Below are 18,535 nucleotides of genomic sequence, written 5' to 3'. Positions count from 1 at the left end.
TGGCCATGCCCGCTTCGACCGATTCCTTTTCTTGCACCCATCAACTTCTGTCCTTCCAGTTCCTGAATTCTCTGCGAGGGGTGAGAGGACCGATCCGTTTCCACATCATCGTCATGCTCCTGCTTGGTGCGCCTCTCCGCGCACCGCTCGTGGCGCAATCTACTTCTTCGGCGTCCATTCAAGGATCGGTCCTGGCCCGGGACGGATCCCCGATCCCGCAAGCGTACGTCGAGATCCTGCATGTCCCAACATCGGATGTTCACCGCTCTGCAGCCAATATCGAAGGCCACTTTCATATCCCGGGCTTGAGGGTCGGGGGGCCATACGAACTGAAGGTTTCGCACATTGGCTACGGCACGCAACGCAGGACCGGCATCTACCTGAGGCTCCTGGAAGAGGTCAGAGTGTCCGTGGTCCTCGACCAGGTCACGCTCCCCGGAGACGAGGTCGTGGTCACCGGCACACGCGAGGGTTCCCTGACGACCCAGACCCAGGGCGTGTCTTCGCAGATCGGCAGAGAACAGATGGCAGCCTTGCCGCTTCCCTCTGCATCGATCGAAGATGCCCTGCGCCTGTCGCCGTATATGGTCGGGTCCAGCGCACTCGGCGTGAATGCGGTCTACAATGATGTATCCCTTGACGGCATCAGTGTTGCCGACCCCTTCGGCCTCCAGCGTGCAGAAAACCTCCCCGGTGGAATGCAGATCAGCCCTGTAGGAGTCCAGGCACTGGAGGAGGTTCGTGTGGATTTTTCCCCTTTTGATGTCCGCAGGGGCGGGTTCACCGGTGCCTCGATCGCTGCGGTCAGCCGCAGCGGCTCGAATACCCGGACGTGGTCGGCGTTCGCGCAGGGGGCAGGTGGATGGGCGCGTGGCCCGAATCCGGACGATGGCAGGCATGATCTCCGTGGATACTTCGATGGACGGGCCGGATTCAACGTCGGCGGGGCCGTGGTCCCGTCCAAGGCGTTCTATTTCCTCTCTGCCGAAGTCGCCGAGCAGCGTCTTCCTATCGAACGGCGATTCGGCGCACCATCGACGCGGGGGTCGGTGTACAGTTTTCCCGCCGGCGCGGCCGCGCAGTTCGTGTCCACTCTGAAACGCTCGGGGTACGACCCCGGTCGGATGGACATCGTAACGCTCGGACAGAAGATGATGACGATCTTCGGCCGGATCGACCTGGCCCTGACACCCCAGCACCAATTCAGTGTGCGCGTGAACTCGCTCGTGACAAGGGGCGACACGCCACCTCCGGGGACGACGGTGTTCGCCAGCGGAGCCCTTGCACGGACGTGGGCGGTGACGCATTCGCTCACACTGGAAGTGAACAGCGTGTGGAATTCCCGCGTGTCGAATGAGCTGCTCGCAGGGTATACGTCACGTCGTTTCTCCGTGACCCCGACAGGCGATGGATCTCCGTTCGTGGATGTGGTCGTGACGGACACCCGGGGATGGTGGAACCACCTGACCGCCGGTAGTGAGGTGGGCGGCCGCGGGAAGGATGTCGCACAGGATCATGTCGAGGTCAGGGACGCGGTCTCGATCACCTCCGGCGCGCATCTGTGGACGATCGGGTTGCATGGAGAGTTGAACTGGATCACGAACCGGCAGCTCTCGGCCCGATGGGGAAGCTACACCTTCGCAACATTGAACGACCTCTCCAGAGGGGCCCCGAGCGGATATGAATACCGGTACCCTCTCGAAGGGACGTCTCCCGACGGCGTGGCGTGGCGCATCGGTCAGATCAGTGCTTTCCTGCAGGATGAGTGGCGACCGTCCTCCCAGGTGTCGCTCTCTGCCGGGGTCCGGGTGGACCTGCCGTTCCTTCTCGACCGGCCACGGGAGAATGCTGCGGTACGGGAGGCATTCCTTCCACTGGGATATTCACTATCAACCTCGACGTTGCCGGCCATGCGGGCGATGATCTCGCCGCGGGTCGGCCTTTCCGTGTACCCGAAAGAGGACCGGACGGTCAGGCTTCGTGGGGGGATCGGACTGTTCACCGGACGGATCCCATACGCGTGGTTCGGCAATCTGTATGAAGGCACGGGGCTGGAATACGGCCATGTCAAACGCTCGGAGCGCGTGCCGGCATTCGTCGCCGATCCGGCCCGTCAGCCGACGCCCATGACCGACACGAACCTCTCTGCTACGTCGGAAGTTGTCGTTGCCGCAAGCGACTTCGTCCTTCCTCAGGAACTCCGATGGACCCTCGCGTTTGATCAAGACCTGCCGTGGAATCTGCGCTTGTCGGTGGAAGGGGTATTCTCGCGGACGATCAACGGCGTGGTCTTCAAGAACCTGAATCTGGCGCAAACCGGCACGATGGATGCCGAACGGGGCGGGGATCCCAGGGCCGTCTATGGATGGGCGTTCCCCATCGGACGTTGGCAGTATTCCCGCAATGATGGGAGATTCACCGATGTGATGTTGATGACGAATGCGACGGAGGGGACGTCCACGTTCCTCACGATGCAGCTCCAGCGCCGGCCGGGCCCTGATGGGGTCTTCGCCAGTCTGGCGTACACCTATGCCGACACGAGGGATCTGAATAGTGGAGCCTGGGACAACGCGTATGACCAGTGGCGGTACAATCCCGCTGCGGAACCGAATACCCCACGGCTGAACTATTCGTCCTTCGACCGAACGCATCGTCTTGCCGCCGCGGTAGCAGTGAAACACGACTGGGGGGGCGGGCATGCGACGACGCTGGGGATGGTGTACACGGGAGCATCCGGCATTCCCTACTCCTACGTCTACGATGGTGACCTGAATGGGGATGGTGAGTCCTTCAATGACCTGTTCTACATTCCAGGCACCTCCACGGAGATCCTGCTGGTGAATGAGGACGGTGGGTTAACGATCCCTACGGATCCGGGGTACAATGAACTGTTCAGCTTCATCGCGCACGATCCCTATCTCTCCATGCACCGCCGCCAGATCGCCGAGCGCAACGGGGCCCGTACGCCGTGGACCCATCTGCTTGATCTGCGTTGTGCGCACACCCTGCCGATGACCGGGGGGAATACGCTCGAGGTCAGTGCGGAACTGCTGAACGTGATGAACCTTCTCGATCCTTCATGGGGACAGGTGCAAACGGTGCCGTATCAGGTCGTACCGATCCTGCGGTTCTGGACACGGGATTCCCGTGGGCGTCCATGGTTCCGGTGGGCACCGCGGACGACGCCGTTCGTTGCCGAGCCGCTTCTTTCGCGCTGGCGGCTCCGGCTGGGGGTCAGGCTCTCATTCTAGGGGTGAGGGGAGAAACAGTGGCATAACAAACGAACGGCCCCGCCTTGCAGCGGGGCCGTTCTGGGTCTTGACCTGTGAAGTGCACGTACTAGACCACGTGCTTCCACCAGTAGTAGTATTCGTTGTTCAGTTGCTCCTGAGACGGCATGGGGAAGAACAACGTCTCGCCCTTCGTTGCGAACCAGAACCCGTGGCGAATGAGCGAGAAGGAGGTCTCGCCGAAGGCGGAGTTCAGACTCACGGTCTTTGTCTGCTTCTCGGGATGGCCCCTGAGCTCCATGATGTACTCGTACAGCCGGCGCGGATTCGTATCGGGGAACGGTGAATGCATCATCTCCCGGTTCGCGTTCTGCTTCAGGAACTCCTCGACGTTGAACTCATACTGTGTGAAACAGAAGGCCGGGGCGCCCTTGGACTCGGACTGCGTAAGGTACTTGGCGAACGACCGCTGGTCGAGTGTGGATGCGACCATGGCCGTCAGCGGCGTGATACCCTGATACACACGCACGAGGCCGGGTTCGTTCACCGCGGTGTACGGTTGCTGCTTCAGCGGCAGGCATTTGCCGTTCGGCAGCACCAGGTACAGGTCCTTCAACGCCTTGAAGTCGATGTGCTCGATGACGCCGTACGACTTGACGAATTTCGTCCGCTTCGGTGTGCCGTCCTCATGGGGAACCGTCAGGCCGAGGTAATGGTCGATCTTGAAGTAGGGATCGCGGTAGTTGATATCGATCTCAGCGAAGATCACCTTGCCGCGAAAATGCTTCGAGCTGCCGATGGTATAGTGTTCCGCGAACTGATCCGGGGCGAGCTGTGATGCCACCAGCGCATTGATCGGAAAGACCACCATGTACAGATGCTTGTTGTACTCGGCCATACCGTCACCTCAGGATTGACAGGAGAGTGAACGGGGCGCACCGCGCGCCCCGTTCGTTGCTAGTTCCGTGCGGGGTTACAGCTCGTCGAGTGACAGCGTTTCCCTGCCGCTTTGCCAGATCGCCCAGGCGATGGCCACGATGCAGACCACGACCACAAGGATCCCGGTCCCGATCGCGCCGCTGACAGAGGGGCTGATGACATTGTACTGCAAAACGAGTCCAAGTGCAAGAAGGCTGACCATGTTCATCACCTTGATGAGCGGATTGATCGCCGGGCCTGCCGTGTCCTTGAGCGGATCGCCGACCGTATCGCCGGTGATCGCCGCTTTGTGGGCCTCGGAACCCTTGCCGCCATAGATACCGTCCTCGATCATCTTCTTGGCATTGTCCCATGCGCCACCGGCATTGGACATGAACACGGCGAGCAGCTGGCCGACGAGGATCATGCCGGCAAGGAACCCACCCAGGGCGTACGGCCCGAGGAGGAAGCCTACCATCAGCGGCGTCATGATCGCGAGGATGGCCGGGCCGATGAGCTCTTTCTGGGCCGTCGCAGTACAGATGTTGACGACGCGGCCGTAATCCGGCTCCTTCGTGCCCGCCCAGATCTCCGGATCGCGGAACTGGATACGGCATTCCTTGACGATGAAGTAGGCAGCGCGTCCGACGGCACGGATGAGCATGCCGCTGAACAGGAACGGCACGGAGCCGCCGATGAGCATGCCGATGAACACATTCGGGTCGGCAAACGTCAACCGGCCGGCGTGTTCCGCATACTGGGCGAGTGTCATCAGATGGATGTTCTCTTCACTGCCGACAGCGATCACGGCGATGAAGCTGGAGAACAGGGACACGGCAGCGATGACCGCAGACCCGATCGCGATACCCTTGGTCTCTGCCTTCGTCGTGTTCCCGACCGCATCGAGGTCCGCGAGGATCTGGCGGGCGCGATGATAGTTGCCCGGTTTTTCCTGCTCCATCTGATGCGGATCGTAGCCCATTTCGCCGATGCCGTTGGCGTTGTCGGCCACGGGACCAAAGACGTCCATGGAGATCGTATTGCCGGTGAGGGTCAGCATGCCGATACCGGTCATGGCCACGCCATAGGCCACGAACAATGGCGGTGCGCCCGCATAGACCAGCACCGACAGGAGGATCGAGATCGCGATGACCAGCACAGCCGCAACGGCACTCTCATAGCCCAGCGCAAAACCCTGGATGATGTTCGTTGCATGGCCGGTCTGACATGCACGGGCAAGGTCCTGCACGGGCTTGTGACCGGTGTGCGTGTAGTAGCTCGTGACCTTATTCAGTGCGACCGCGAGGAACACACCGATGAGACAGGTCAGTGCCGGACGCAGATCGAGTCCCGGGAAGCCGAAGTTCTGGAAGAAGCTCAACGCTGACGGATCCCCGCCCGGGAAGCCGGCGAGGGCCGTGGGATTGGTTGCGAGATACGTTGCATCGAAGTTCAGGTAGAAGAACCCGAGAGCGAAGAACCCGATGACGCTGATCGCCGAACCGATCCAGAACCCACGATGCACGCTGCGCAGCGCGGTGTCCGAACTGTCGTCGGCCCCTGCCTTCACGGTATACGTGCTGATGATGGAACCCAGCACGCCGATACCGCGGACGAGGAGCGGGAAGATCACGCCTTTGTGTCCGAACGTTGCCATACCGAGGATCATGGCTGCGACGATGGTGACCTCGTAGGATTCAAAGATATCCGATGCCATGCCGGCGCAATCGCCGACATTGTCACCGACGTTGTCAGCGATCGTGGCGGCATTCCGCGGATCATCTTCCGGAATGTCCTTCTCGATCTTGCCCACGAGGTCGGCCCCGACGTCTGCCGCTTTCGTGTAGATACCGCCGCCAACGCGCATGAAGAGGGCGATGAGCGTTCCACCGAAACCGAAGCCGAGCAGCGCTTCGTAGGCCGATTCACCGAAGATGAGGAAGATCATCGTGCCGCCAAGGAGGCCGAGGCCGTCCGTCAGCATGCCGGTGACCGTCCCGGTCCGGTAGCCGAGCTGCATGGCTTCGCCGTACGAACGCGTTGCGGCCGCGGCGACGCGCAGGTTTCCCGTGGTCGCAAGACGCATGCCCACGAAGCCGACGGTCCAGCTGAAGATCGCGCCCACGAGGAATGCCATTGCCCGTCCCCACCGGAAGGCTTCTTCACTGCCGGAGTACGTGAAGTACAGCAGGGCGGAAATGATGATGATGAGCGGCCCGATCTGCTTGAACTGCGCAGCGAGATAGGCATTCGCGCCCTTGCGGACGGCGTTCGCGACATCCTGCATCTTCTGCGTGCCCTTGTCGGCCGCCAGGACCTGCCGGCTGAGGAGCAGGGCGTAGAGGAGTCCACCCACCGCGATACCGAGAACGGAAAGGAGACTCACGACCTCCATCTCCGTGTACTTCGGATTCGAGAAGAGTGAGAATGCACTGAATGAGTGTGACCCGGTCTCGGCGGAAGTCACCGCCTGGGGTTGAATGAAGTAGGCGCCGGCGAACGCGACGGCCATCACAACGAGGAAGGCCGTTTTGGTCGAGCGACGCCTGAAGAATTGAGAAATCGATTTGATCGTCATATGATCTCAGATGTCAGGTTCGTGTCAGATGGGATGTCAGGAAAGGCTCTCGGAAGCGGAGCGCCACCACTTGGCATATTCCACTTCGAGAACGCGGCGCTCGGGGAACCGGAAGAACTTCACTCCGGTGTTGTCGCCGAGGTAGAAGCCGCGATTGATCGTCCGGAAGAAGCCGCGCAGCACCGGATTGCGTGAAACAGTCTTTGTCGTCTTGGTCAGCCCCTTCGCAACATCCTTGAGGCAGTCGGAAATGTGCATCGGGTCCGGATACGGCAGATAGCCTGCAAGGTGACCGGCCTCATCCTTGTCCACGAGCAGGTCAGCGAAGAAAATGCGGGGAACATGGATGGCGCTGGCCGGATCGGTGATGAACTTGCAGAACTTTGCCGGATTGAGCGCTGAGGCGACGAGCGGGGAGAGAGGACTCAGCTCCTGGAAAAGATGGGCATCACCCTGCTTCTCCTCTTCCGGCTGCTGCGATTCACTCAGGTACATCACCCGTCCGTCGGCCGTGACGAGATACAATTTCTCGATCGCGGTCAGCGGGAGGTGCTCCAGCACCCGGTACACGCTGATGTACTTCGAGCGCTTCGGAGTGCCATCCTCATGCGGTGCACACCGCTTGGCGATATCGTCGAGTTTGAAGTAGTCGCTCTTCAGCTTGGGATCGATCTCGAAGAACAGCACGTTGCCCCGTGTGTGCTTCTGGTCACCCATTGCCATATAGCGACCGAATTCGATAGGTTCCAGATGGGAAGCCACGAGGGCTTCGAATCTGTAACATAACATATAAAAGTGAATGTTCATGGGAGTCACTTTCTGGTTGCTCATTCAATCAATCAATTCATCCCACCCCTCTACCCGTCCCTCCGATCAGAAATATACAAAAAAAACATCAGAATTCGTCCACGTTACCGGTACATGAATGGATTTTTTGGGTTCTCAGGTCCGGCTGTACAGTTACAGCTCCTCCTTTTTCCCCAATGCACTCCAGTATTCTTCAGAAATCAGGAAGCACTTCCAGCCCCGCAAGCTCCCGGGTCGGAGAACGTGCGGGGACCACGCACAAGGAAGCCTGGTGACGACGCTTTCCGGAGGGTGCGGGCGCTCCTTCCGGAAATTGATAGTTCCCCCGCGAATCAGTATCATGATGCGTCCACGAATTGACTCTCGCCGAAGAGTTCCGTGTGCCCCTGATCCGCTCCGAACCCCGAACCGAAAGAGCCTCTCGCATGAATCTGACCTCCCACCTCTCCCGGATCCTCTGTTTGCTCGCAGTGCTGGTTGGACCGATCTTCGCGGCAGAGAACAGTCCCGACTCGCTCACGTGGTATGAGCCGCCCGCCTGGAGCATCGAAGGGCGCGGCTGGACCGATGTGAAGCGTGCCTATGACCGTCTGCCCGCCCATGCCGAGAACGTCGTGCGCCGACCGGTATGGGATCTCTCCCGTCAGAGCGCAGGGATGAGTGTGCAGTTCCGGACCGATGCACAGGAGATACAGGTGAGGTACAGCCTGCTGCGGCCAGCCCTGGCCAAACCGCATATGGCAGCCACAGGTGTGAGCGGGGCAGACCTCTATGTGACGACCGAAACAGGAGAGTGGCGTTGGGTCGGTACCGTGCTGCCTGAGGATCGCATCGTGCGAGCGCCACTCATCAAGCAGATGTCACCCGGGATCAGGACATACCGTCTGTATCTGCCTCTCTATAATGGGGTCGACTCTCTCGCCCTCGGTGTTCCGCATGGTTCCCGGTTCGAGCCGATCGCGGCCGGGACCGGCAAATCGATCGTATTCTACGGAACCTCCATCATGCAGGGCGCATGCGCCTCCCGGCCCGGCATGGCGATCACGGCGATCCTCGGCAGGCGATTGGATCAGCCGACGATCAATCTCGGGTTCAGCGGGAATGGTTGGATGGAACCCGAACTGGCCGATCTCCTGGGCGAACTCGACGCGACGGTCTACGCACTCGATTGTCTGCCGAACATGAAGCCCGCACAGGTCCGGGAACGCGTGGAGCCCTTCGTGCGGAAGCTCCGTGCGGTCCGCCCGAAAACGCCGATCATCCTGGTGGAAGGGCGCATTTTCCCCAATGCCTTTGCGCTACCCGAACGTCGTTCGGCCCATGACGAGTCCCATGCCGCATTGCGTGCGATCTTCGAGAAGCTGCAGAAGGAAGGCATGCCAGCGCTGTACTATCTCAAGAGTGACGATCTGCTCGGGTCCGATGGAGAAGGGACGGTGGACGGGTCGCATCCGACGGACCTGGGGATGATGAGGTACGCGGATGCCTATGAGGTCATCCTGCGGCGCGCGCTGCGGGGGGAATGATCCTTCTCATCGCTTCAATGAGAGGTCCCTACGTGCTGATGCCCGGATGATCGCCTGCCTCCAGGATCCGCGTTCGTGGGATCGTTCGTAGGGGCGCAGCATGCTGCGCCCGTGCACATGCCCGGTCCGGCCTACCGAATGAATCCCGCCGGCGTTCGGAATCCGAGTACCTTGCCGGGAAGGTGGATCTGTATCGAGTCCGGAGGGAATGCATGCACGGTGGCAGAGCGGATGACGTCATCGGGCAAACGTGAATCCAGCAGCAGCACAATGTGGAGGGTGTCCCCGGTGCGTGTGATCCGTGACGGTACCTGTCCGGGCTGCGACCCTGCATCGCGGCGATACATCGGCAGAATGACCTCCTGATCCACGATGTACCGGGCGTGGCTGTATGTATTCGAAGTCCTGGCCCCCTGCATCTGCGCGCCGCGCGCCTCCATTCTTGCATCGTCGGTTGAAACGTCCCGGGCCCGTCCGGCCTTCGCTTTCGCTTCGCCCTCAAGCGGGAGGATGTTGCCCCACATGATGAGTGCTTCCCCGGTGCTCTTCTGCATCGCCCCTGCTGCATGGTCCGCCATCATTTCGACGGCTGGCGTGGCTTCTGCCGGAGCCGGGGCCAGGGCAAGCGACTCGCTTTCCCGTTTTGTCCGGATGTCAGTGTGTTCTTCCTGGACCGCTTCCTTCTTGACCGCGGGAGGCGGGACCGTCCGGGGTGTCTTTGCTTCCGCGAATTCCTGTGAGACGGGGTCCGTACCCGGTGCAGGGAGCGTACCGGTGGCCGCTGTTCCGGCGGTGTCGCTGATGGAGGAAGCCGGCGGCATGCGGAGCCACTGGTAGTAGATCCCGGTCCCCGCGATCACCAGGAGGACCGCAGCAGCGGCTAGAATGCGCGTCCACGGGACCTGCACCCTCTGCCCCTGCGCAACCCGCGACGCGATCCGGGCCTTCAGTGCGGCGCGTGCCCACGAGCGGGTTCCACGCACGATGAGAAGTTCCTGATCGTAGGCGGTGCGACACGGTGAGCACACGGCGCAGTGAGCTTCGACGGCCGCGAGGCTGTGGGCAGGGAGGCGGCCGCATGCGGCTTCCTCGAGCTGCTCAGGGGAAATGTGGGCCTGCTCAGCGTTGCTCATGGCCGTCCCGTGTCGAGCGCATCAAACGTTTCAGTTGCTCTTTGCATTGATACTTCTTTGATTTGGCTGTGGCCGCGTTGGCAAATCCGAGTGTACGGGCGACCTCTTCCATTGAGGCATCTTCCCAATAGAAGAGGACGAGCAGTGCCCGACAGGGGTCGCCCAGTGCATCGAGGGCAGCGTGGACAATGGTCAGGTCCTCTTCTTCTTCGAGCGCTTCCTGCGGCGACGGATCGTCATGCGGGACATCGAATTCCCGGATATCGGCGGGTGATTCCCGCCGGGCGCGCGCCAGACGTCGGAGCCAGAGGTTCCGGGCTGTGGCAAAGAGAAATGTGCCGATGGCGGCGGTATGCTCATAGCGCCCGGCTCTGACACGTTCCCACAGGATGACCAGGGCGTCCTGGAGGACGTCGGCGGCATCGTCTTGACTTCCGTTATTACGCATCACCAGTGCCGTAATAGTGCGCCGGTTGGCCGCATACAGGGCCTCCAGCGCCGATTCGTCGCCGCTACGGATGCCCTCCAGGATCCTGGCATCGGAGTTCAAGAATACGAGCGGCGGCCTCATTTACCTTTCACTGGTGAATGTCATGAACGGGTGTAAGGTGAACGGCACAACATACGAAGTTCACCGGATGGTATCAACCAGAACCAGAGGAGAAAACACCATGCGCACTGCCGTCCGCAGTATCACTGTCGTCGCGGCCTTCATCCTTGCTGTACTCCCGGGGGCCGCCCAGCCCCTGCGGACCACCACGGCCGGGGACCGGACCTCCGTCGATCTCACGATCTACAACCAGAACCTCTCCCTTATCCGTGAAGAGCGCACCCTGACCCTCGTACGTGGCCTGAGCCGGGCGGTGCTGCCGCAGATCCCCACCACGATCGATGGGACCTCACTGCACTTCCTCAGCCTGACGGATGCCGCAGCGGTACGGGTGCTGGAGCAGAACTACCAGTATGACCTGGTGCACCAGTCGAGACTGCTCGAACGCTACCTCGGAAAGGAGATCGAGTTCGTCCGCGTGAACCCCGAGACCAACAAGGAGTATACTGTCACCGGACGGCTACTGTCCACCGGCTACAGCGGACAGTCCATGATGAGCGGAATGGTCGCGGAGATCAACGGAAAGATCGAGGTCAATCCTGCCGGCCGGCTCGTCCTGCCCAGTCTGCCCGAAGGCCTCATCATTCGCCCGCAATTGGAATGGCTGGTATCCAACACGCGCGAAGGCGCACACCGTGCCGAGATCAGCTACCTGGCAGGCGGCCTGAGCTGGTCCAGCGACTATGTGGCCCTGCTGAACGCGGAGGATACCAGGGTGGACATCACCGGCTGGGTGACGTTGACCAACAATTCCGGCACATCCTTTCTGAATGCCGGGCTGAAGCTGGTTGCGGGCGACGTGAACGTTGTGCAGGAGGAGTTCGCGGGGAGAGTGCGGGCGCAGAAGACGATGATGGCCGAAGTTGCCGACGCCGCGCCTCAGTTCCAGCAGACCGAGTTGTTCGAGTACAAGCTCTACACATTGCAGCGGAAGACCGACATCCGCGACAATGAGACGAAGCAGGTGGAACTCATCGCGGCGAAGAATGTCCCCTCCCGCAAAATGTTCATTTACGACGGGCTGGGCGACCAGTGGCGGTACTGGTACAACAACTATTCGTACCGGTCGCAGGGAAGCTTCGGACAGTCTTCGAATCCGAAGGTCGGCGTGTACATGACCATCAAGAATGAGGAGAAGGGCGGACTCGGCATCCCTCTGCCGAAAGGGAAGGTGCGGGTGTACAAGCGCGATGCGGATGGCAAGGAGCAGTTCATCGGCGAGGACCGGATCGATCACACGCCGAAGGACGAGGAGATCCGGTTGTACCTTGGCAACGCGTTCGACATCGTCGGTGAGCGCTCACAGAAGGACTTCAAGACGATCGCCAGCGGCCATGTCGTGGAGGAGACCTTCGAGATCAAGATCCGCAACCATAAGAATGAGCCGGTCGAGGTCCAGGTCTACGAACACCCGTGGCGCTGGAGCCAATGGGAAGTGGTGAGTGCCAGCAACGAATGGGAAAAGGTCGACCAGTCCACACTCCGCTTTCCGGTGAAGCTCGGAAAAGATGGAGAGAAGGTGGTGCGGTACACGGTGCGCTACACCTGGTAATACGGTCGAAGGGGATACAACAAAGGGAAGAAGGAGTGTTCCTTCTTCCCTTTTTCATTGGCTCCGCGATCTTCGCCGCTCAGTTCACTCTGAACGGTATCGTCAACCACTTGACCGCCGGTGCGGAAGCGGTCGTGCCGGGGGAGAACGTGGAACGAAGCACCGCCGTCACAATGGGCTGATTGAATGCCGGGTTGGTGGACTTTGCGATCATGGTCTTTGCAGGTTTGCCATCCAGCCCGATCTGCACCATGACGACCACGTCGCCTGACGGCATGCTCTGCTGTTCGCTTGTGAACACGGGCTGAACGAGTTCCACGATACGCGGGTCACGATCTGCGATCACCGGTTCCACGGTGGGCTGCTGCCCGGCCACGGCTGCAGCGGTCTGCACCGGTGCTTCCACGGTCTTCGATGCGGTGACAGACTGTGGTTGAACGGCCGGGACGGAGACACTCTCCTGTACCGGCTCAGGCCCCTGCGCCTCCGGCGCCACCATGGTGCTTGCTTCCTGGAGCGGGGTGGACGCTGTCTCCGCGTCCCCGGTAGCCGGCGATGCTTCCACCGATGCCTGGTGCTGAGGATCCTCCGGTGATGACTGCTGTGCCTCAACCTGTAGTGACGGCGCGCTCTCATCCGCCGCGGAGAGGATCGTCACCAGCCCCGTGCCTCCCACCAGAGCGGCAAGCAAGACGGCGAACAGCCACCATTTCTTTCCACCCTTGTGTTCGCGGGCGGCGCCGGCCGTTTCAAGGACCCCGCATGTTTCCCCGGTGGCTGCGGACAGTGCGGACGCGTGCGCCGGCGGTGCCGGGATCGATGGCGCTGCAACCCAGGCAGTGTCGGAGGCAGTGACCTCGATGATACGTTCCTCAACGCGCGGGGCGGGAACCGGCGGTGCTGCGGCCTCTTCGGCGGCCCCGGCGATCCCGGCCCTCTGCTGCAGTTCCACGAGCTGGCGGATGGTCCGTTCGTATTCGAGTGCGGTCTTGTCGTCCGGCGCGATGATCTTCACCCGGCGGATCTCCACGAGCGCGCTGCCGTAGGCACCCTTCTTCAGATATTCGTCGGCGTGCTGGAAGTACTGCTCCTTCAATTGCGTGCGCGCGGCCTCGCGATCCACGCGGTCCGGTGCCGGACGCGGTGGTGCGGGGGGCGGGGGAACGGGCTTCGCGGGTACGCCGGAGCGGACCGCCTGCACCGCACCCTGGATCAATCCGGGCAACGAGTCGAGCAGTTCTTTCTTCTGTGCTTCGCTCGGGTCGGTGTCGCGAGGAAGGACGAGCAATCGCTCGAGCTGCTTCTCAAGTGCGACAAAGAAGGTTGTCTGGGGATAGTGTGCCTTGATCTTCCGCAGCCGGATCAGGGCATCGGCGAATTGGCCGCCTTCTGCCATCGCCTGGATCTCATAGACCTGCTCGGCTGCCAGGCCCTGCTGGGATGATGTCGCTCCGCTGCTCATTCTCCGTTCGCCACTTTGTCGTAGTGATAGATCAGTTTCAGGGGCGTATTCGCCGACTGCTGGTGGTGCCGGAGCTCCTGCTGACGGATCTTGATCTCCGCCCGCTTGAGGTCCGTGTTCGTCGGGTCAAGGACGTAGGCTTTTGCAAGTCCGTCCAGGGCGCGCGTGAAATCACCGCTTCGTGAAAACTCTTCTGCTGCCAGGATCTGCAGCCGGATCAGCCGTGCCGTCTCGGCGTTCGTGCGCGGATCGGCCTGCTCGCGTGCCGATGCATTCTTCCGCTTCCAGATCTCTTCCTCGAGTGCGTGCAGTGACTGCGCGGTAGGGTCGATCAACTGTCCGAGTGCGATCTCCGTCAGCGCCTCATCGAATGCCGCCGCTGTCATCAGTTCGCGCCCGCGCGCGAGATGGTGTGCGAGCCGTCCGAGGAGCGCGTCTTCGGCCAGCTTGTCCTGCTCGATGCGGTGGGCAGCGGCATCCACGGCCGTCTGCTGCATATCCGACAGCAGCCTGCTGTAGTTGATCAGGCGTTCGCATTCGAGGAGGTCGCGGTCAGCGGGATCGAGAACGAAGCCCCGTGCCACGAGTTGCATCGCTTCCATGAATTCGCCGTGTGCTGCCAGGTCGCATGCTTCCTCGCAGTAGGCCTGGATCGTCGAGCGGACAACGGCGTAGTGTGTGCCGGTCCCGGCAGGGGTTGAGGGGGCGCTGACCGCCGCGCTGATCTGCTCTTCAAGCGCAGTGATGTCACCGTTCGTCGGATCGAGCTGACGTGCTTCGCCGAGGATCGCAAGCGCCCCGCTGAAATCGCTGTTCGAGAGGGCGTCGTACGCCTTGCTCAGGAGGCCAACGATTTCAGCGAGGGGCATCGCCGGCTCTGCCGGTGGCGCCGATGGCATTGCGTCCCTCGTTTCAGGAAGCGGTGCTGCCGGTCCCTGGCCAGCATCGGGCGGCATCAGCGCCTTGACCCGTTCCTCATACGCTTCCGCGTAACGGTTGTCCGGATTCTCTGCACGAGCCTTCTGGATCAGCCCGAGTGCCCCGGCGAGGTTTCCTTCCCGCACGCACTTGTCCGCCAGCTTCAGGTACATCGTATGTGGTGAACCCTTACGTTCCATGGTCTTTGTCCTGCGTCACAGGGTACAAAGGGCATGCCATGGAGTTGACTCGGGTAACATCCGCAAGCTACTCGGGAATCGCCCCCGGAGTTCCCGGATGGACTGGAAAAACAGGCAGGAGTGCATGGGATGAAGGGACAGGGGTGACACACGACCCCCCAAAACAGGCGATGGAAGGCCTCCGCAGGAAAGTTCTACAAAGTGCCATACCAATATTGCACCGGGCCGGTGATCTGCATCACCGGCCTGTTCTCACTGCGGAACAGCGGTGGCAGAGGTGTCCGCGCGGGCTGAATCCGGCGTCGCCGGAGGGGGGATCTTATAGACCGGCTCGTCCGCCTCTTCCGCGGGGATCGTCTGTTCCTCCGCTGGCGTGATATTCACCGATCGAGGTTGTTCGCGCTTCCAGAAATAGTAGAACGCAAAGACGAGGAGAGCGATCGAGGCAATGATCGCGATGCGCAGCGCCCACCCCGACTTCTTCTCCGCCGGAGGAGGGGGTGGGGGAACAGGCTTCTCGATGACAGGCTCCGCCGGCTGTCGCGTGACCCCATTCTCGAGGCCACCCTCGTCGAAGACGAGCGTCTTCCGCCTGCTGAGTTCCTGCATCTGAAGCACTTTCAGTTCGAACTCCCTGGCAAAACGGTCGCGGTCGTCGATGATGAACACGCGCCTGATCTCGGACAGCGCCTTGTCATATTCCTTCTTGATCACATGGGAATGCGCACGCTGCAGATACTGGTTCTTGAGCCACTGGCGCGCCGCGCGGACCTGTTCCCGTTGCTCGGGTGCGGGTTCCGGTTGTCCCGGGGCTTCTTCGGACGGTTCGGGCTGGACCTCTGACGCGGTCGCGTTCTGCACGATGCCGGCAAGGGAATCGATGATATCCTTGCGCTGATCGTCGGACAGCGTCCCCGACGCCAGATGTTCCTGGATCTGCTCGATCTGCCGTTCAAAGGCCAGGATGAACACGTTGCTGGGATCGAGCCCCCGGACCTTGCGTATGGCGTTGAGGGCCTCCTGGATCGCTCCGGCGTTCGCGTGGTCCTTCGCTTCGCCGAGAAGCCGGCGCACGAGCGCCTGTGCGTGGGCTTTGTCGTCGTTATTCATGGTTGATCTCGATTCGTTGCGCTGTCCGCGCGTCCGTGCACCGCACCGTGATCTCGCGGGCTGAAGCGTCATACGTCCAGCCGGTTGCACCCGGGACCGGCACCGGGGTAAGCTGTCCGGCAGCCGTGCCATTGATGTGCACCGCCGTCGGTGGAGCGTCCACATGCACCACGCGCACCACCAGCGTGCGGGTTGGCGGGAGATACGATCCCTCCGCCGCACCGATATCGACGATGAGCCGGGGCCCGATCTTCTGCTGTGCATGGGTCCTGCGCAGAAGCACGCCCTTCTGGAAATCGAAGGAGAGCCCGTCGTCTTCATAGTACGTCCGCGATGCCGTGCCGTTGGCCTGCAACGGGTACACGGTGAGCGTCAGCGGATCGATGGGCTGCTCGCCCGTATGCTGCATCACCTGTTGCATCGGGACAATGGCCCCCTCGCGGACGTAGAGCGGAATGCGTTCGAGAGGCGCCGCCACCATGGTGTCCCGGCCTCCCGCAACCGGCGCCCCTGTCCAGAAGTCGTACCATGTTCCCTGCGGAAAGCGGACCTCCCGCGAGCGGGCATCGGCGGCGAGCACGGGCGCCACAAGGATGTCATGGCCAAAAAGAAAGCTGGAAGATTCCTGGAGGAAGCGTCCGTCGGAAGGATATTCCAGAACGAGCGGCCGCATGGCCGGCATGCCGGTCGCACTCGCTTCCGCCATCACTGTATAAATGTAGGGGAGCATGCGATAGCGCAGCTGGATGCTCTCACGGTTGATCGCCGTGAATGCATCGCCATACTCCCACGGCTCTTTGTTCTTCTCATTGATCACGGAATGTGACCGCATCAGCGGTGTGAATGCTCCGAGCTGCAACCACCGCGCGAACAGTTCGCCGGACGGGTACCCGATGAATCCGCCGATATCGCTTCCGCAGAATGGCTGGCCGGAGAGCCCCCAGTTGAGGCACATCGTGAGGGCGAGGGAGAGATGTTCCCACGATGACACGTTATCTCCCGTCCACCCTGCACTGTAGCGTTGCCCGCCCGCATACGAAGCACGGGTGAGTACGAAGGGCCGTTCCGCGGGGTTGTGGCGGAGCGCGCCTTCGTACGAGGCACGTGTCATCTGCAGACCGTAGACGTTATGGTTCTTCGCGTGCGGGGTCCGCAAGCCACCGTCATGGTGGATCACGTTCAGGTCGACGGTCTTCGTGGGGACGTTGAAGACCGACGGCTCATTCATATCGTTCCAGAAGCCGCGGACGCCGGTGCGGATCAGATCTTCCATCTGATCGCCCCACCACCGCCGGCCACCTTCGGAGGAAAAGTCCGGGAATGCACACCGTCCCGGCCAGACATCGCCGTAGAAGACCCGTCCGTCGGGATAGGTGAGGAAGTGCTTCCCCTGGAGTCCGGTCGTGTAGGCAGCATACGCGGAATCAGCCTTGATCCCCGGATCGAGGATCACGGCAACGTGGAAACCGTCCGCGGAGAGGTCGCGGATCAACTGTCCCGGCGCCGGAAAATTCTTCGCGCTCCAGGTGAAGACCCGGTAGCCTTCCATGTAGTCGATGTCGAGATAGATCACGTCGCACGGAATGGAACGTGACCGGAATCCCTTCGCGATCTCACGGACGCGCGTGTCCGGTGCGTAGCTCCAGCGGCATTGTTGGTATCCCAGCGACCATCGTGGGGGGAGGGGCATGCGTCCCACGAGGGCCGTGAACCGTTCGACCACCGTGCGCGGGGCGGGGCCGGCAATGACGTAATAATTGAGCTCACCACCCTCGGCGCCGAAGGCATACTGGTCGCGGGCTTCCTTCCCCATGTCGAACGACGACCAGTAGGTATTGTCGAAGAACACGCCGTGGGCCTTGCCGCCATCGAGCGACATGAAGAACGGGATCGATTGATACAACGGATCGGTCGTGGTGCCGTAGGCGGGGATGTCCGAATTCCACATCGTGGCCGAACTATTGCGCTTGTCGAGCGTCCCTGATTTCTCGCCGAGTCCGTAATAATGGGCATCGCGGGGCATCATCTGCCACACGCGCACGCCGGTTGTGGCGCCGGCGGCCCATGCCATACCCTTGTCCGGATGGTCCTGCGTCAGGATCGTTCCGGTGGAATCGGTGATGGTGATCCGGACGGGCTTCTTGGTGATCGTTACGCGGAGTGCCCGCGTGGTGAGCGTGAGCGCGCCCGGTGCATCCGCGAATTCCGTGGCCGGCGCCGGCCACCGCGCGGGGATCACTGCCTGCGATACGTCGGGGGGCAGTGTGCCCGTTGACGAAGGAGGGATGCAGCGGACGCGGGCCACGTGGTCGCTGAGGAGGCTGACCTCGACCGTGGCGCCGGATGCTTTCAGGACAACGGTGTTGCCGCCCCGCACCAGATACGACTCGGCGTTGCCGATGCTCTGCCATCCCGCGTCGAGCCGCAGGGACATGAGGATGAGGAGGGAACACAGCACAAGCCGTCGCATGGATGGTTCCTGGATGTCTGT

General features: G+C 61.6%; 12 protein-coding genes. 3 read left to right on the top strand and 9 right to left on the bottom strand.

Translation table 11 applies throughout. The features are described from left to right. Window positions 1-80 precede the first annotated feature (80 nt). Window positions 81-3,251 carry a TonB-dependent receptor gene (locus IPI01_07505; GenBank protein ID MBK7257637.1) on the top strand — a complete coding sequence of 1,057 codons (3,171 nt, stop codon included), beginning with the start codon at window positions 81-83 and terminating at the stop codon, window positions 3,249-3,251. Window positions 3,252-3,339: 88 nt separating this feature from the next. On the opposite strand, the gene IPI01_07500 is transcribed toward IPI01_07505, so the two are convergent. From IPI01_07500 to IPI01_07490, 3 genes are all read right to left on the bottom strand, one after another. Next, on the bottom strand, window positions 3,340-4,128 hold the full coding sequence (locus IPI01_07500; GenBank protein MBK7257636.1) for a hypothetical protein: 789 nt from the start codon (window positions 4,126-4,128) through the stop codon (window positions 3,340-3,342). A 75-nt stretch (window positions 4,129-4,203) separates the two neighbouring features. Next, window positions 4,204-6,726, bottom strand: a complete 2,523-nt coding sequence (locus IPI01_07495) for a sodium-translocating pyrophosphatase (protein ID MBK7257635.1) — start codon at window positions 6,724-6,726, stop codon at window positions 4,204-4,206. Window positions 6,727-6,762: 36 nt separating this feature from the next. Then, complete coding sequence (locus IPI01_07490) at window positions 6,763-7,488, bottom strand: hypothetical protein (GenBank protein MBK7257634.1); 726 nt, start codon at window positions 7,486-7,488, stop codon at window positions 6,763-6,765. 470 nt (window positions 7,489-7,958) lie between these two features. On the opposite strand from IPI01_07490, the gene IPI01_07485 reads away from it, so the two are divergent. Then, a complete protein-coding gene (locus IPI01_07485; GenBank protein MBK7257633.1) occupies window positions 7,959-9,059 on the top strand; it encodes an SGNH/GDSL hydrolase family protein in 1,101 nt (366 codons plus the stop codon). A 131-nt stretch (window positions 9,060-9,190) separates the two neighbouring features. Here the strand turns inward: IPI01_07485 and IPI01_07480 are convergent, their stop codons facing one another. Then, window positions 9,191-10,192, bottom strand: coding sequence for a hypothetical protein (locus IPI01_07480; protein ID MBK7257632.1), 1,002 nt, complete (start codon window positions 10,190-10,192; stop codon window positions 9,191-9,193). Beyond that, window positions 10,179-10,763: a sigma-70 family RNA polymerase sigma factor gene (locus IPI01_07475; protein ID MBK7257631.1), complete on the bottom strand. Its 585-nt coding sequence runs from the start codon at window positions 10,761-10,763 to the stop codon at window positions 10,179-10,181. The genes IPI01_07480 and IPI01_07475 overlap by 14 nt, the downstream gene beginning before the upstream one ends. Before the next feature lie 100 nt (window positions 10,764-10,863). On the opposite strand from IPI01_07475, the gene IPI01_07470 reads away from it, so the two are divergent. Further along, a complete protein-coding gene (locus IPI01_07470; protein ID MBK7257630.1) occupies window positions 10,864-12,354 on the top strand; it encodes a DUF4139 domain-containing protein in 1,491 nt (496 codons plus the stop codon). A 79-nt stretch (window positions 12,355-12,433) separates the two neighbouring features. Here IPI01_07470 and IPI01_07465 read toward each other — a convergent pair whose 3' ends face one another. The 4 genes from IPI01_07465 to IPI01_07450 all read right to left on the bottom strand — a co-directional run bounded on the left by IPI01_07465 (window position 12,434) and on the right by IPI01_07450 (window position 18,514). Then, window positions 12,434-13,816 carry a hypothetical protein gene (locus IPI01_07465; protein ID MBK7257629.1) on the bottom strand — a complete coding sequence of 461 codons (1,383 nt, stop codon included), beginning with the start codon at window positions 13,814-13,816 and terminating at the stop codon, window positions 12,434-12,436. After that, the gene (locus IPI01_07460) at window positions 13,813-14,934 is read right to left on the bottom strand and encodes a hypothetical protein (GenBank protein ID MBK7257628.1); all 1,122 of its coding nucleotides are present in this window, start codon (window positions 14,932-14,934) and stop codon (window positions 13,813-13,815) included. The genes IPI01_07465 and IPI01_07460 overlap by 4 nt, the downstream gene beginning before the upstream one ends. A gap of 252 nt (window positions 14,935-15,186) precedes the next feature. After that, a complete protein-coding gene (locus tag IPI01_07455) occupies window positions 15,187-16,044 on the bottom strand; it encodes a hypothetical protein (protein MBK7257627.1) in 858 nt (285 codons plus the stop codon). Continuing rightward, window positions 16,037-18,514 carry a DUF4968 domain-containing protein gene (locus IPI01_07450; protein ID MBK7257626.1) on the bottom strand — a complete coding sequence of 826 codons (2,478 nt, stop codon included), beginning with the start codon at window positions 18,512-18,514 and terminating at the stop codon, window positions 16,037-16,039. Before IPI01_07450 ends, IPI01_07455 begins: the two co-directional genes overlap by 8 nt. Between the last annotated feature and the right edge of the window lie 21 nt (window positions 18,515-18,535).

It is taken from the genome of Ignavibacteriota bacterium, from assembly GCA_016707525.1.
Lineage (GTDB): Bacteria > Bacteroidota > Ignavibacteria > UBA10030 > UBA6906 > JAGDMK01.
This window is presented reverse-complemented; position numbering and strand designations above follow the sequence as displayed.